The organism is Staphylococcus sp. IVB6181 (assembly GCF_025561445.1).
Classification (GTDB): domain Bacteria; phylum Bacillota; class Bacilli; order Staphylococcales; family Staphylococcaceae; genus Staphylococcus; species Staphylococcus simulans_B.
On sequence record NZ_CP095096.1, the window covers coordinates 469,554 to 484,686 of the forward strand.

The 15,133-nt window shown below is 37.1% G+C and carries 12 protein-coding genes and 2 pseudogenes; 8 read left to right on the plus strand and 6 right to left on the minus strand.

Annotation, left to right across the window (positions count from 1 at the left end; genetic code table 11):
* Nucleotides 1-142: 142 nt before the first annotated feature.
* On the minus strand, nt 143-400 hold the full coding sequence (locus MUA90_RS02010) for a hypothetical protein (RefSeq protein WP_114604456.1): 258 nt from the start codon (nt 398-400) through the stop codon (nt 143-145).
* 166 nt (nt 401-566) lie between these two features.
* On the opposite strand from MUA90_RS02010, the gene MUA90_RS02015 reads away from it, so the two are divergent.
* From MUA90_RS02015 to MUA90_RS02035, 5 genes and pseudogenes are all read left to right on the plus strand, one after another.
* The gene (locus MUA90_RS02015) at nt 567-1,307 is read left to right on the plus strand and encodes an ABC transporter ATP-binding protein (RefSeq protein ID WP_398577364.1); all 741 of its coding nucleotides are present in this window, start codon (nt 567-569) and stop codon (nt 1,305-1,307) included.
* A complete protein-coding gene (locus MUA90_RS02020) occupies nt 1,297-2,412 on the plus strand; it encodes an ABC transporter permease (RefSeq protein ID WP_262588001.1) in 1,116 nt (371 codons plus the stop codon). Before MUA90_RS02015 ends, MUA90_RS02020 begins: the two co-directional genes overlap by 11 nt.
* Nucleotides 2,413-2,681: 269 nt before the next feature.
* Nucleotides 2,682-4,292 (plus strand): xylulokinase, encoded by a 1,611-nt coding sequence (locus MUA90_RS02025; RefSeq protein WP_262588003.1) that lies wholly within the window; start codon nt 2,682-2,684, stop codon nt 4,290-4,292.
* A pseudogene (locus MUA90_RS02030) lies at nt 4,293-5,561 on the plus strand (MFS transporter).
* Between the two features lie 17 nt (nt 5,562-5,578).
* Entirely contained in the window at nt 5,579-6,358 is a 780-nt protein-coding gene (locus MUA90_RS02035; RefSeq protein WP_262588004.1) for a glucose 1-dehydrogenase, read from the plus strand.
* Between the two features lie 103 nt (nt 6,359-6,461).
* Here MUA90_RS02035 and MUA90_RS13945 read toward each other — a convergent pair whose 3' ends face one another.
* The 5 genes and pseudogenes from MUA90_RS13945 to MUA90_RS02055 all read right to left on the minus strand — a co-directional run bounded on the left by MUA90_RS13945 (nt 6,462) and on the right by MUA90_RS02055 (nt 11,278).
* On the minus strand, nt 6,462-7,469 hold the full coding sequence (locus MUA90_RS13945; protein WP_398577378.1) for an LPXTG cell wall anchor domain-containing protein: 1,008 nt from the start codon (nt 7,467-7,469) through the stop codon (nt 6,462-6,464).
* Nucleotides 7,452-7,574 (minus strand): annotated as a pseudogene (locus MUA90_RS14025) (hypothetical protein); the annotation flags it as partial. The gene MUA90_RS13945 and the pseudogene MUA90_RS14025, both read right to left, overlap by 18 nt.
* A gap of 14 nt (nt 7,575-7,588) precedes the next feature.
* Nucleotides 7,589-8,470 carry an MSCRAMM family adhesin SdrC gene (locus MUA90_RS02045; protein ID WP_262588006.1) on the minus strand — a complete coding sequence of 294 codons (882 nt, stop codon included), beginning with the start codon at nt 8,468-8,470 and terminating at the stop codon, nt 7,589-7,591.
* A 315-nt stretch (nt 8,471-8,785) separates the two neighbouring features.
* Nucleotides 8,786-10,057 carry a YSIRK-type signal peptide-containing protein gene (locus MUA90_RS02050; protein WP_262588008.1) on the minus strand — a complete coding sequence of 424 codons (1,272 nt, stop codon included), beginning with the start codon at nt 10,055-10,057 and terminating at the stop codon, nt 8,786-8,788.
* Between the two features lie 336 nt (nt 10,058-10,393).
* Complete coding sequence (locus tag MUA90_RS02055; protein ID WP_262588010.1) at nt 10,394-11,278, minus strand: helix-turn-helix transcriptional regulator; 885 nt, start codon at nt 11,276-11,278, stop codon at nt 10,394-10,396.
* Between the two features lie 270 nt (nt 11,279-11,548).
* Here MUA90_RS02055 and MUA90_RS02060 point away from each other — a divergent pair, with 270 nt between their 5' ends.
* Genes MUA90_RS02060 through MUA90_RS02070 form a run of 3 tightly spaced genes read left to right on the plus strand, consistent with a single transcriptional unit; the run spans nt 11,549 to nt 14,763 of the window.
* On the plus strand, nt 11,549-12,925 hold the full coding sequence (locus MUA90_RS02060; RefSeq protein ID WP_262588011.1) for an AMP-binding protein: 1,377 nt from the start codon (nt 11,549-11,551) through the stop codon (nt 12,923-12,925).
* Nucleotides 12,925-14,076 carry a thiolase family protein gene (locus MUA90_RS02065; RefSeq protein WP_262588012.1) on the plus strand — a complete coding sequence of 384 codons (1,152 nt, stop codon included), beginning with the start codon at nt 12,925-12,927 and terminating at the stop codon, nt 14,074-14,076. Before MUA90_RS02060 ends, MUA90_RS02065 begins: the two co-directional genes overlap by 1 nt.
* Nucleotides 14,077-14,763, plus strand: a complete 687-nt coding sequence (locus MUA90_RS02070) for a hypothetical protein (RefSeq protein ID WP_262588014.1) — start codon at nt 14,077-14,079, stop codon at nt 14,761-14,763.
* Nucleotides 14,764-15,133 lie beyond the last annotated feature (370 nt).

A 15,133-nucleotide genomic window follows, 5' to 3' on the forward strand; every position in this document is an offset into this window, starting at 1 on the left:
ACAACACCTACAAGACTAAACGCAAGACGCATGATGCTACCCTCCTTTACCGCTTTTACTATGATTATCGTATCATAATTCACCAGACAGTCTGAAATGCATAAAAAAACATACCCAATTTGATTGGATATGTTGAAGAGATTTAGCGCTGAAATCCTTTAAACCCTTTGACTGTACCGTCTGATAAGTTATATACAAAGAAAGCACTGACAATAATAAAGAGTATAAAGAATGGAATATTCAATACATTTGTGATAAACAGACCTGTCATTAATAAGACTGCAATGACTGGAACGATTAAGTTAAAGTCGCCTTTAATGCGTTTCATTAGTGTCGCTTCGGCACCGATAACAATCGCAAAAATGATAAGTGAAACAATCCAACTTAACACTGGAGACATGGATACATCCTCCTTTCATAATGTGCTTTAACACTTATATTCATTGTAAAGCCAGATTATAGGTTAAGCAAATCAATCAGATTTTAATACAATGCACATAAGCATTTCGTTTATGTACAAATCTATTATAATGAAGGTAAGAGATGCAAAGTAAAGAAATGAGGGGATGCAATTGGATAAAGTTGTAGCACAGTTAGCGCATGCACATAAAGCTTTTGGTAAACAAAAAGTACTTGAAGATATATCGATTGCTTTAAAGAAAGGTCAAATTATGGGACTAATCGGTCCAAGCGGATCAGGTAAAACGACCGCAATTAAATGCTGGCTGGGTATGGAAGCTTTGGATAAAGGGGAAGCTGAAATCTATGACCAGCCTATGCCGAATCGAAAGGTATTGAGCCATGTCGGTTATATGGGACAGACCCTTGCTCTTTATGAAAATTTAAGCGCAAAAGAGAATTTAGTGTTCTTTGGGAATCTGAAAGGTTTGTCAGGACAAAAGCTCAATGATGAAATCAAGCGTTATATGCAGTTGGTGGATTTAGAAGATAAATTGACGCAAATTGTCCATCAGTTTTCAGACGGTATGAAACGCAGACTCTCTTTAGCGGTCACATTATTAGGTCATCCGGATTTGTTGATTTTAGATGAACCGACTGTAGGGATTGACCCGAGTCTGCGTCAAAAAATCTGGCATGAATTGCGCCAACTCGCAAAACAAGGTCAAACCATACTGATGACTACACATGTTATGGACGAAGCGGAACGATGCGACCAAGTCGGATTGTTAGTGGATGGCGAAATCTTTGCCTTAGGCTCTCCAAAAGACTTGAAACAAAAATTCAATGCACAAAGTATCGAAGAAGTGTTCTTAAAAGCAGAGGAGGCGAAAGGGCATGAGATTTAAAGCGATATTAAAACGTGTTATTACAGACTTAATCCGTGATAAAAGAACATTGGCACTGATGTTTCTTGTCCCTTTAGTCATCCTTACGATTATGTTCTTCTTGTTTAACAGCGATAATGAAGAACAATTAGAAATCGGTTTTGCGAAAGACGTACCGCATTCGCTTGTTAATGCTTTGCCTGATGATAAAGCACATACACATACGTACCAAAAGACCAACAAGGTACAAGATGTAATCGAACAACATCATTTAGATGCTTATGTGGAGAAGAAAGGTGACCAGCTAGTAGTTACTTATACCAACGAAAATCCAAGTAAAACGTCGGCTGTAAAACAATTACTCGCAAGTGCGCTTCAAAAAGAGAAAATGCAGACAGTCGAACATCAAATGAAATCTATCCAAACAAAAATGTCTCAAATGCCTGGAGACAAGCCTAAACAATCAACAGCACAATCTGAGATGCCGTCATTAAAAGCACATTATTTATACGGTGATCAAGACAGCAGTTATTTTGATAAAATGTTCCCAATCTTAATGGGGTTCTTTGTATTCTTATTTGTCTTCTTGATTTCAGGTATTGCTTTATTAAGAGAGCGTACTTCAGGGACACTAGAACGTATCCTTGCGACATCTGTTAAGCGCAGCGAGATTGTCTTTGGTTATCTTGCAGGCTATGGTATCTTTGCGGTCGTACAAACATTGATTATTGTCTTATTCTCAATATACTTATTGAAAGTCGAGATGGCAGGCAATTTATTATGGGTACTGTTGATTAACATACTTATCGCCTTCGCCGCATTATCTATGGGATTATTCATATCTACATTTGCAAATTCAGAATTTCAAATGCTGCAATTCATTCCGATAATTGTAGTTCCGCAAGTTTTATTCTCGGGTATTATTCCGCTCGATAATGTGAACCGCTTTATCGCAAGTATCGGATATTTATTCCCATTACGTTATGCAGGAGATGCTTTGACTAAAATCATGATTAAAGCACAAGGTATCGGAGACTTCTGGTTTGATGTGGGAATGCTGCTGCTGTTTATTCTCGTCTTTACTACACTGAACATTGTAGGATTAAAACGCTATAGAAAAGTATAAGGTAAATCAGGTCTGCTTCTTTGATGGGGGCAGACCATTTTTTCTATTATCCTCATTAATTTGTGGTCACTCTAAATAAAAAAACAAAACAAGTGATTATAACTTAAATATGCACACAAAATATAAAGTAACTAGAAAGTTATTGTGTAAATATATACACTGGAGTGTGATTATATTGACAACGCTTACTTGTTACTCTAATATTTATGCAAACGCTAACATATACATAGAGTTTGCCTTAAATTGATAATTAAGAGTAGGTGGATACAGTGAATACTATCAAACAACAAATTGAAGCAGGCAATATCAGTGTGGGGATTGAATTAGGTTCGACACGTATTAAAACAGTCGCAGTAAACGAAGCATGTGAAACAATAGCGACGGGATCGTTTGAATGGGAGAACGTGTTTAAAGATGGATTTTGGACCTATTCATTAAATGATGTATGGAATGGCCTGCAGATCAGCTACAGTGCCATGACAGATGCGATTAAAGCAGAATATGGTACAACGGTTAAACAAATTCAATCATTGGGTATCAGCGGTATGATGCATGGTTATCTTGCATTTGATGAAAAGGATGATTTACTCGTTCCGTTTCGTACTTGGAGAAATAATAATGCGCATGATGCCGCAAGACAATTAACAGAAGCTTTCGGTGTGAATATACCTGAACGATGGAGTATAGCGCAGCTTTATGATGCAGCACTTCAAGATGCACCGCATACAAGCAAAGTCCGTTACATGACTACTTTATCAGGTTATGTACATTGGTATCTCACTGGAGAACGTGTATTAGGTGTGGGCGATGCTTCAGGTATGTTCCCAATTGATCCTAAGACACATGCTTTTCGTGAAGATTTATTAGACCATTTTAATGAGCTGTATCATGCACAAGGCTATACACAAGATGTGCGTGATGTGCTGCCTAAGGTTTTAACATCTGGCGAGGATGCAGGGTATCTGACAGAAATCGGCGCAAAACTTATTGATCCGAATCATGAGTTAGAATCGGGTTGTCCTATGTGTGCACCTGAAGGAGATGCGGCGACTGGAATGGTCGCAACGAACAGTGTAGCACCAAGAACGGGTAATGTATCTGCCGGAACAAGCATCTTCTCTATGATTGTATTAGATCATCAGCTTAAACGTTTATATCCTGAAGTAGATTTAGTCACAACACCAGCCGGTGATGAGGTCGCAATGATTCATGCTAATAACTGTACTTCTGATATCAATGCATGGATGAATCTCTTTGCGGAAGTATTAGATACCATGGGGACAAAATATACAAAAGAAGACCTGTTTACACGTATGTTTGAGAAAGCATTAGAAGGTGATGAGGCTTTAGGACACTTGCTTTCTTATGGTTATGTATCTGGTGAATTCATCACTGATGTCAAACAAGGTTATCCTATGTTCATCCGCAGTGTAGACAGTCAATTCAACTTAGCGAATGTGATGAAAACACATATCTTCAGTGCGTTCAGTACGCTGAAAATCGGTATTGATTTATTAAAACAAAATGAAGCACTCGAAATAGACAGTATGATTGGACATGGCGGTATCTTCAAGACAGAACGCGTTGCACAGAGCTTCTTAGCTGCAGCGTTAGAAAGTCCGGTCAGTGTTATGCAGACGGCAAGCGAGGGTGGTGCTTGGGGTATTGCTGTGCTTGCACGCTACCTAGTAGACGGAAACGATAAAAAGTTATCGGACTATCTTAACCAACAAGCATTCAAAGGCACAGATGACCTAGTCATCAACCCTAAACAAGAAGATATAGAAAGCTTTAAAAACTATGTTCAACGATTTGAAGCAGGTTTACCGCTTGAAAGAAATGCGGAGCAATATTTTGAAGATTTTAAGTCAGAAAAATAGATGAAGGTGAATAAATTGAAAACTATAGAGAGAAATCAATCGAAACAGTTTTTAGGACTGCCCATGACTTTAATATGGGGTTATGTGGCAGTCGCTGTATTCATGACCGGTGATGGTATTGAACAAGCATTCTTATCTAAGTACATACAACATATAGGCTTCAGTGCTAGCCAAGCTTCTACAGTACTCACAACGTACGGGCTGGTTGTAGCGATTGCATCATGGTTATCCGGTGTTTTAGCAGAAGTATTCAGTCCAAGACGATTGATGACTTTTGCATTTATAACATGGATAGTGTTCCATGTAGGATTTTTAGTTTTGGGCTTAGAGACACAAAACTATATGATGATGGTAATTATGTATAGTATCCGAGGACTAGCTTATCCGATGTTTATCTACAGTTTTTTTGTATGGATTACATACTCTGCTCCACCGCAACGCCTTGCATCTGCAATGGGATGGTTTTGAGCTATGTATTCAGTAGGTATTGGAGTATTAGGTTCTTACTTACCAAGCTTTACAATACCGTTTATTGGATTCATGGGAACACTGTGGAGTTCAATAATCTTTATTGCAATAGGCGGTTTAATGGCATTTTTCTTAGTTAAAGATCAAAAAGGTAAAGTTAAAGAAAGTGATAAACTCAATGCTAAAGAGATGTTTGGTGAAATACTTCGAGGCGTGACAATATTACGCAACCCTCAAATTGCAATTGCATGTGTAGTTCGAATTATTAATCAGCTTTCTTTATTTGGTTTAGTTGCTTTCATGCCATCGGTATTTACTGATGACTTTGGATTCAGTACATCTCAATGGCTTCAAATTTGGGGCTTCATGTATATTGTGACAATTTTTACTAACCTATTTTGGGGGATTGTTGGTGATAAAATTGGTTGGGTTAAGCAAATAAGGTGGTTTGGCTGTATAGGTATGGCAGTTTCTACACTAGCATTTTACTATGTACCGTTGTGGTTCGGACCTAATTTTTGGATAACATGTATCGTTGCAATTGCATTTGGATTTGCTGTAGCAGCATTTGTACCGATGTCCGCAATATTCCCTACACTTGAGCCGACACATAAAGGTGCAGCTGTTTCAATTCACAATTTATCAGCAGGGTTAAGTAACTTCTTAGGACCTGCAATAGCAACAATAGTACTTATGTTTAGTAATGCTTTAACAACAATTTGGGTCTATGCGGCTATCTATTGTATAGGATTTGTTTTGACCTTCTTTATGAAAGTTAAGCAACCATCACTACAAAAATAAATAGAAAGGTGATTTATATGAATATTTTAGAACAGTTCAGATTAGATGATAAAGTAGCAATTGTAACTGGAGGAGCAATGGGATTAGGACAAGCAATGGCAACAGCACTTGCACAAGCAGGTGCAAATATTGTGATTGCAGATATCCAAGAAGATGTTGCTGCAGCTACTGCAACAACTATTCGAGAAACTGAGGGTGTTAAGGCAACATCATTAAAAGTAGACGTTACAAATCCTGATGATGTCCAAAAAATGGTGGATGATGTTGTAGATGAGTTTGGTAAAATTGATATTTTGATTAATAATGCTGGAATGACTATAAATGCTAAAGCCGAAGAAATGACTTATGAACAATGGAACAAAGTGATTAATTTAAATTTAAATGGAGTCTTTTTAGTTGCCCAAGCAGTTGGCCGTCAAATGATTGAACAAGGCTATGGCAATATTATTAATATTTCAAGTATGTCAGGTATTATTGCTAATAAACCCCAAGAACAATGTTCATACAATGCTTCAAAAGCAGGCGTAATTATGTTGACTAAAAGTTTAGCGATGGAATGGTCAAAATATAATATTAAAGTAAATACGATTGCACCAGGATATATGAAAACAGAATTGACTAAACCATTTTTTGAACAAGGAGGAGCAATGATTGATGATTGGATGGGCTTCACTCCTATGGGACGACCTGGTTTACCTGAAGAACTAGGCGGCATAGTTGTTTACTTAGCCTCAGATGCATCATCATTTGCACAAGGTAGTGTTTTTACAATTGATGGAGGCTACACAGCACTTTAAATTAAAAGAAATAAACGAAAACCCGACGAGAAACGGTGTTAAACTATTTCCCAGTCGGGTTTTGTTATAGGTGGGTTAAATTATGGAAAGAATAATGAATTGATTATTCGTTTTCTTTACGACGACGTGCATTTAATAAGAATAATGTACCAGCACTTGCGATTACTGAACCAGAAAGTAAACCGAATAATACTTGATCTTGTTCACCAGTTGCAGGTAATTGTTTTTTAGCGTCTTTAGCTTTTTGAGCAGCAGCAGCTTTTTGGTCTGCAGCTTTTTGAGGAGTTTTTACGCCTTGAGCAGGTGCTTTTTTACCGTCTTTAGTTACTTGGTCTTTACCAGTAGTTTTTCCTGAGTTATCTACTTTATTTGTAGTTTTAGCAGGAGTTGTAGTAGTTGCTTTTTTATCATCTTTTTTAACAACTTTAGCTTTTAATGCGTCTGCATCTTTAGCAGCTTTAACAATTGCTTGTAAATCTTTTCCTTGGTGTGCAGCTTCAGCAATTTCAGTTTGGAAAGCAGCTTTTTCTGCAGGTGTTAAGTTTTTCAAAGCAGCTACAGCTTTGTGTGCTGCGTTTGCTTTATCTAAAACAGCTTTAGAAAGAGCTTGTGAAGAACCTGCTTCTTTAACGTTTTTGTCTTTAGCATTTAAGACTCTAGCGTTGTTTAAGATGTTTTCAAGGTTAGCAGAGTTGTTGTTAGCGATGTCGCTGTTGATTTGTTTATTGAATGCGCCTTTTTGTTGATCAGTTAAGTTAGTTAAACCGCTGATAGTGTCAAAAGCGTATTGAGCTAAATCTTGAGTAGTTTTAGGTGCATCTTGTGAATGATCTTCTTTAACGTTTTTGTCTTTAGCATTTTTAGCGTTTAAGACTCTAGCGTTGTTTAAGATGTTTTCAAGGTTAGCAGAGTTGTTGTTAGCGATGTCGCTGTTGATTTGTTTGTTGAAAGCACCTTTTTGTTGATCAGTTAAGTTAGTTAAACCGCTGATAGTATCAAAAGCGTGTTGAGCTAAATCTTGAGTAGTTTTAGGTGCATCTTGTGAATGATCTTCTTTAACGTTTTTGTCTTTAGCGTTTTTAGCATTTAAGACTCTAGCGTTGTTTAAGATGTTTTCAAGGTTAGCAGAGTTGTTGTTAGCGATGTCGCTGTTGATTTGTTTGTTGAAAGCACCTTTTTGTTGATCAGTTAAGTTAGTTAAACCGCTGATAGTATCAAAAGCGTGTTGAGCTAAATCTTGAGTAGTTTTAGGTGCGTCTTGTGAATGGTTTTCTTTAACATTTTTTCTTCGCCGTTGATTTTATCAAGTTGTGTAGCATCTTTAACTACAGATTCAACAGCAGCACCAACTTGTGCATTACGTTTCACTTGGTTGTAGAAACCATTTTTTTGTTGGTCAGTTAAGTTGTGTAAAGCAGCGATTTTAGCTGTAGCACCATTGATTGCATCTAATTGTTTAGCGTCTTTAAGAACTGGTTCAGTTGATTGTCCAACTTCAACGTTTCTAAGAACTTGTTTGTGGAAACCAGCTTTTTCTTTAGCTGAAAGGTTTTTCAATGCGTCGATTGAGCGTTGAGTTTGACCTGCAGCTTTTTGTTTTTGTTCTTGTTCTTTAGCAGCATTTTTAGCAAGTTGAACTTGAGCATCTACTGCTTTAGCATCTTTAACGATACCAGGGATTTCAGCTACACCAGCTTTAGCAATTTTAGCATTGTAGATAGCTTTGTTTTCTTTAGAGATGTTAGCTAATTTGTTAACTTCAGCTTGTGCTTTTTTAACTTGTTCTTTAGCTACATTTTGAGCAGTTTGAACTTGTTTTTTAACAGCAGCTTGGTTAGCGTTTGCTTGGTCTGCTTGAACTGCATCGTTAAGTACTGCTTCAACAGGTGGTTGTTGAGTTTGAGCACTTTGTTCGATACGTTTTTTGAAGTTTGCTTTTTCTTGAGGTGTTAAGTGTTGTAAAGCGTCTACTTTTTGATAAGCAGCTTGAGCAGGGCTGCTTTGAGTTTCGGCTTGTGCACTGCTTCCTCCGAATACTAATGCTGTACCTAATGATACAGATGCGATACCGACTGATAATTTACGTAAAGAAAATAGTTGTTTTTTCTTCATGATGTTATTCCTCCTATAGTAACTATGCATAGTAACAGTGATAAATATATGGATAATATATAGATATGTAACTATTTTACACAACATACATAGACGGATATGTGCACTATACAAAATATTATGAAAATTTTATGTAAATTTAACGCTTGTTTTCATTCATAGAGTGACATATTATGACACTTATAGTTGATTTATAAGTGGAATACTTAATTTTGCTGTCAAAGAGAGAAGCCTGACAAATCATTTGCCAGACTTCAAAGGGATATTGGGGAGTTATTTTTTAAGACTTATTACAAATAGAGGGATTATACTTAATTATTTTTCGTTGCGACGACGTGCATTCAATAAGAATAAAGTTCCTGCACTTGCAAATAGTGAACCTGAAAGCAATCCGAATAATACTTGATCATTTTCACCAGTCGCAGGTAATTCTTTTACTTTGTTTTCTTCTTTTTTGCCATCAGCTTTTGTTGCTTCAGCAGCAGCTTGTTCTTTAGCAGCAGCTGCTGGTGCTTTTGTATCTTTCACAGCATCAGCTTGATCATTTAATTGTTTAGCATCAGCTAAGATAGCTTCGATTTTAGAACCTTTCTCTTTTTTTTGGGATTTGGCAACTTGTGTATGGAAAGTATCTTTTTGTTTTTGAGATAAGTTTTCTAATTTGTCGATTGCATCATGTGCTTTTTCAGCTTTTTCATCTAATGATTGCGCCTCGTCAGCTTTTGGCGCTTCTGCTTTATCATCAGCTTTTGCATTCTCTTCAGCTGCTTTATCTTCTTTTGTTGTAGTTTCATCTGTTGTTTTGTCTTCTGCTTTATTCTCTTCAGCAGGAGCTTGTTCTTCTGTAGGTGCTTGTTCTTCAGTTGGTGTTTGTTCTTCGGCTGGAGCTTGTTCTTCAGCAGAAGCTTGTTGTGCATTTAAGTTTTGAGCATCAGCTAAGATAGCGTCGAATCTTTGTGTGCTGTTTTGTCCGCTTTCGACTAAGATTTGTTGGTTGAATGCATCTTTTTGTGCATCCGATAAGTTTGGCAAGTTGTTGATGACTGCGTAAGCATCTGCAGTTTTTTGGTTTAACTCTTCAACTGCAGCTTGTTGTGCTTGTGCGTTTTGATCGTTCAAGTTTTGAGCATCAGCTAAGATAGCATCAAATTTTTGCGTGCTGTTTTGTCCGCTTTCGACTAAGATTTGTTGGTTGAATGCATCTTTTTGTGCATCAGACAGACTAGGCAAGTTGTTGATGACTGCGTAAGCATCTGCAGTTTTTTGATTCAATTCTTCAGCTGCCGCTTGTTGTGCTTGTGCGTTTTGTGAATTCATGTTTTGAGCATCAGCTAAAATAGCATCGAATTTTTGTGTGCTGTTTTGCCCGCTTTCAACTAAAATTTGCTGATTGTACGCATCTTTTTGTGCGTCAGACAGACTTGGCAAGTTATTGATCGTGTTGTAAGCTTCTTGAGTTGCTTGGTTCAAGTCTTGTGTTTCCGCATTTACAGCTTGGCTTCCCCCTAAAAATACAAGTGTCCCTAATGAAACTGATGCAATACCCGCAGAAAATTTGCGTAAAGAAAATATTTGTTTCTTTTTCATTTTCTAATCCTCCTAAATAAAGTGAGTATACATTGATAGACTTACAAAGATGAAATAAATATAAATTGCTTATGTATTAATTCTACACAACGCCTATAGACACGTATTTTCATTTATTAGAAAAATGAATACGTTTTTTTATTAAATTGTTTTGCTCTTATCCACAGTGTATGACACATAATGTCATAAGATGACCTGATGAATAACATTGCTATAATTATCTTGTTGTTCATGACTATGTAGTGGGAGAATATCTAGAATTCATATATATAGGAAAGAACTGAAAATGAAAAAAGCTGCAGATACTCATTGTTTTGAGTACTTGCAGCTAGCGGGTTAATATTCGCTGTTGCTTAAACGCGTAAACAGATAAGACTCTTGGAGTTTTAATAATTCCTTCATCACAATTTGATACGTACTTTCTGGTCCTATGAGACGTGCTTGATTTCTTGCAGTGAAACAAAAGTTAATCGCGTCTTCTACACACATTTTGATACGGATGACATAATACTTTTTATCTACTAATTTAATAATTTCATGCGGGTATTTATGACGGATTAATTGGTAAAGCTCAGGCACAAGTTCAAACGTAACCCAGTGAATCGTGTTATAAATAGATTGAGCATGAAAATGGTTAGGACTCAGAGTGATGGTTTTTTGGTTTAAATCTGTGGATTGAATATGATCGTCTATCTTATACATTAGTTTGAAAGTGAAGTTATTATACTGGATTCCGATAGGAGTAATTTCTTTATTTGAATCCACATAGATCTTGCGAGAGGTGTGAATCGCTCTAGAAGCAAGTACAATGTTACTTAACTGTTCATACCGCTTAACAACCTTTAGTTTGGATAAATGTGTACGTAATTCTGTTTCATGTTGGGTATGGAAGGTTGTAATCAGTAATTCTAAATAATTGTAGAGATGCTGATCGATTTCAGGTGAAACGGTTTCTAATAGCGCCAGCAAGAAATACAGCGAAACTTCGTGATTGGAAATCGAACTGTCCATTTCATAGGTGCCCATTCTATGATTATAGGTGATTTCTTTTCGGTAACCATGCCATTCATCGGTGTCATATAGAAAATTCCGAATATTATCGATATCACGCTGTATCGTTCTCGAAGAGACACCCCATTCATTTGAAAGTTCGTGCTTATTAACCACTTTTTGCTGAATCAGACGTGTATAGATGCTCAATATTCTATGTGCTTGTTCCATAAACGACCTCCATTTCTTAAGATGATACTTCTAGTTTGAGAGGATAAAACATTGTATGTGAATAAAATAGGATGTGGGTCATCTTATTTTATTTGTAAAAAAACTTTTTCTAAATTCTTATTCAAGGTTAGTATACAATAATTTTAGTGACGTGGATATAAGGAATCAAAAGTATTTTATATTTAAATTTGTACTAATTAAGATTGATTTAAAGGAAATATGCTAAAATAAAAATGATTATTTTATAGCAAAGAGGAAGGTGGAAAGACAATGTCTTTGAATGTGGTTCAAACTGAAGCAAGCCGATTAACACAGTCAGAGCTGAATCATTATTTGAAATCAGATGTACCGTTTATACAACAATGGGCAGCACATGAACGTATCGGTATTTTAATACAAGATCCCGCTCAATTTATGCGTGTTTATCAAGCAATTCAAGGGGCAGGCTACTTGCCTGTGGTATTAGATTCAAAATGGACATCCGAACAGCTGCATGAAATATTAGCGCATTACCAAGTGACACAAGTGATTGCGGATAAACAGATTGAAGATGTACATACAGTCAGACTGGAACAATTAAATGAAGCAGAAGCTTCAGAGGAACTGCATGAATTGCATATGCCGCCAGATGGCTTATTGCACATTGGTTTTACTTCAGGCACAACTGGCATGCCTAAAGCCTATTACCGCAATCGTCATTCATGGGATGTCAGTTATGATGCCAACGATGCAATTTTAGAGACGAAGCCTTCTTGTATTATTGCACCGGGGCCATTGGCTCATTCTTTAACGCTTTATGCGATGATGTATGCTTATCATTCAGAATTGACATGCTATATGCAGATGGATTATCACCCTGTGCAGCTGCTGCATCAATTACAAGAACAAAATGGTGCGGCCGTTTTTATTGTACCTTCGGTACTAGAACAGCTATTACATTTTGATGCGAAACAATTATCCGAAGTTTCAGTAACGTTTTTATCTTCAGGCGCAAAGTTAGAACCGCATACCATTCAGAAATTCAAACAGAAACTGCCGAATGCACAAGTGATTGAATTCTTCGGTACGAGTGAAGCGAGTTTTATTTCATATCACCATGTAACAGATTACGCACCGAAAAATGTCGGAAAGTTATTTAAAGGCGTGAAAGTTATATTAACAGATGACAGCGGAAAGCAATTGCCTGATTCTAAACAAGTCGGTCAGCTGCACGTACAAAGCGAAATGGTCTTTTCAGGTTATGTAGGCGCTGAATCTATTTCAAGCAAAGATACCATTGCGACAGGAGACTATGCCAGAATGACAGATGACCAAGAACTGATTTTAGAAGGTCGTGTAAATAATAAGGTCATTGTCGGCGGTATGAATGTCTATCCTGAAGAAGTTGAACGTGTGATTACTGAAACGACACCGATTCAACATGTTATGGTTAATGGCGTACCGCATTATGAACTTGGAGAAGTACTGATTGCTTACTATCAATCAGAAACGGATTTAGAGATTCGTGAAGTGAAACAAATATTACGCAATCATTTAGAACGTTATAAAGTACCGATGCGATTTATTAGAGTTCCAGAAATGCTCTGGACTTCCAGCGGTAAAGTTGCACGTCAGCAAATGATTGAAAAATACGGGAGGCAATCATAATGAGAGAAGCAGTGATTATTGAGGTAAAACGTACGCCTATCGGTCAATACGGAGGCTTATTCAAACACTTAGAACCAGAAGACTTGCTTCAACCGTTGATAAAGCATATGACACAGCTGCATCCTGCTATTGCAGAAAATATTAATGATGTCATTATAGGCAATACAGTCGGCAACGGCGGTAATATCGCACGCAAATCACTGCTGCATGCTGGCCTTTCATATCATATTCCAGGTATGACAGTAGATCGCCAATGCGGTTCAGGTTTAGAAGCTGTCAATATCGCATGCCATATGGTACAAGCTGGCGCAGGCGACATCTATTTAGCTGGCGGTGTCGAGTCTGTCAGCCGTGCACCTTGGAAAATTCAAAAACCGCAATCACTGTATGAGAAACATCCTCCAGAGATTTATGAACGTGCACCGTTCACACCAGAAACTATGGGAGATCCGAGTATGTTAGAAGCAGCTGAAAATGTCGCACAAGTTTATCAAGTTTCGCGAGAACGCCAAGATGCATGGGCTGCACGCAGTCATCATCAATACTTTGCTTATCAATCCCAAATCCAGCAAGAAATTGTACCGTTAACGGTTCATGGCGAAGCAGTAACGCAAGATGAATCACCAAAACAAAAGATGACAGCGCAACGGTTATTACGTTTAAAACCATTATTTAAAGACGGAACTGTTACAGTAGGGAATGCATGTCCGAAAAGCGATGGTGCCGCATTAGTGTTGATTATGTCGAAAGAAAAAGCAGAAGCTTTAGGCTTAAAGCCCTTACTTAAATTTACAGATGCACAAACTGCAGGGGTGAATCCTAAACTACTCGGCATCGGTCCTGTTCCAGCAACAGAACAATTATTGATGCGCCGTAATCTGTCAGTTGCTGATATAGATTGGACAGCGTTTAATGAAGCATTCAGTTCTCAAGTATTAGCTTCGATAGATTTATTAGGATTAGATGAACAAAAAGTAAATCCGTTCGGCGGTGCTTTAGCAGAAGGACATCCTTACGGTGCCAGCGGTGCTAATTTAGTAGCACGTCTGCTTTCTATTCAAACTTATTCCCCGGGTAATCAATTGTTAGCCGCAATTGGTATCGGAGGCGGTTTAGGTATCGCAACCTTATTTGAAAAGGCAGAAGATTAAATGAAACAAACATTGATATGGGAATCGCCGAAATCAGCGCATCGTTCATTAAATCTAGATGCCTTTTATCTGACGAAGGTATGGCATGCTTTTGATGACTTTCAACAACAGCACCAAGCACCTTTGATTTTAAGAAACAAAGTCATCTGTCAATATGCACCTTTAATTGAAGGGGAAAGCTATGAAGCAGAATTAATTTGCAGATCACAAAGGAAACTTCGACAGTTTACACACTACTGTTATGTACTTACAATGACATCATTGCGTGACAATAAAACGTGTATGGAAATAACAACAACATTCATTGAACAGCCTGATTCATCATTTAAGATAGAACAAAAGGCAAAACAACCAAGCAACCCTTCAACAATATCATCTCAATATATTCCTTTAGCTATAGACTGGGAAGATGTATTAGATTATTTGAAACAAGTGAATGATTATAACCCGATACATCTTCAAAACCATATTTTGCCGGGCGACTATATTGTAATGGCCGCATTAGAGACATTGTCTAAGCATCAAGAAAATTTAAACACTGTTCAAGAAATAGAAGTGAAATACAAGAAGATGATGCATCGAACAGATCAACTATGGATGAACTTGAAAGAAGAGCGTTCATTGATTAAGATTCAAATCGTTAATCAATCAGCGGAGACTTGTGTTGAAGTGTGGATTAAAGTGTGACATACAACTCAATAGGAAAGGTTCAACAAGGAAATTGCATATGCAGTTTCCTTGTTTTTTTAAGCTATATTATGTGCAATTTTAAAATAATGTAAATTATCTGTATTTCTGCGTTAGCAGGGTATAGCCACATTAGGAGGGATTGTTTATAAAGTAATGCTCAATTTTATTCTTGCGCCCTCATTAGGATTGTGGGTTTATGGTGTTAATTCAGCCACATAAGTGAAATCGAATAAGGATAATGCATAGATTCTCTAAAAAATGAATAAAATATTTTATTTGAGAATTATGACTCTGTAAATCAAGGGATTATTCGTTTTTTATGCATGTAAAACCCATGAAAATGTATTAAATATACAAAAACATGCAA

Coding starts and splice junctions, on each gene's coding strand:
- MUA90_RS02010 (WP_114604456.1), bottom strand. CDS start 400: ATGTCTCCAGTGTTAAGTTGGATTGTTTCACTTATCATTTTTGCGATT.
- MUA90_RS02015 (WP_398577364.1), top strand. CDS start 567: ATGCAATTGGATAAAGTTGTAGCACAGTTAGCGCATGCACATAAAGCT.
- MUA90_RS02020 (WP_262588001.1), top strand. CDS start 1,297: ATGAGATTTAAAGCGATATTAAAACGTGTTATTACAGACTTAATCCGT.
- MUA90_RS02035 (WP_262588004.1), top strand. CDS start 5,579: ATGAATATTTTAGAACAGTTCAGATTAGATGATAAAGTAGCAATTGTA.
- MUA90_RS02045 (WP_262588006.1), bottom strand. CDS start 8,470: ATGAAGAAAAAACAACTATTTTCTTTACGTAAATTATCAGTCGGTATC.
- MUA90_RS02050 (WP_262588008.1), bottom strand. CDS start 10,057: ATGAAAAAGAAACAAATATTTTCTTTACGCAAATTTTCTGCGGGTATT.
- MUA90_RS02055 (WP_262588010.1), bottom strand. CDS start 11,278: ATGGAACAAGCACATAGAATATTGAGCATCTATACACGTCTGATTCAG.
- MUA90_RS02060 (WP_262588011.1), top strand. CDS start 11,549: ATGTCTTTGAATGTGGTTCAAACTGAAGCAAGCCGATTAACACAGTCA.
- MUA90_RS02065 (WP_262588012.1), top strand. CDS start 12,925: ATGAGAGAAGCAGTGATTATTGAGGTAAAACGTACGCCTATCGGTCAA.
- MUA90_RS02070 (WP_262588014.1), top strand. CDS start 14,077: ATGAAACAAACATTGATATGGGAATCGCCGAAATCAGCGCATCGTTCA.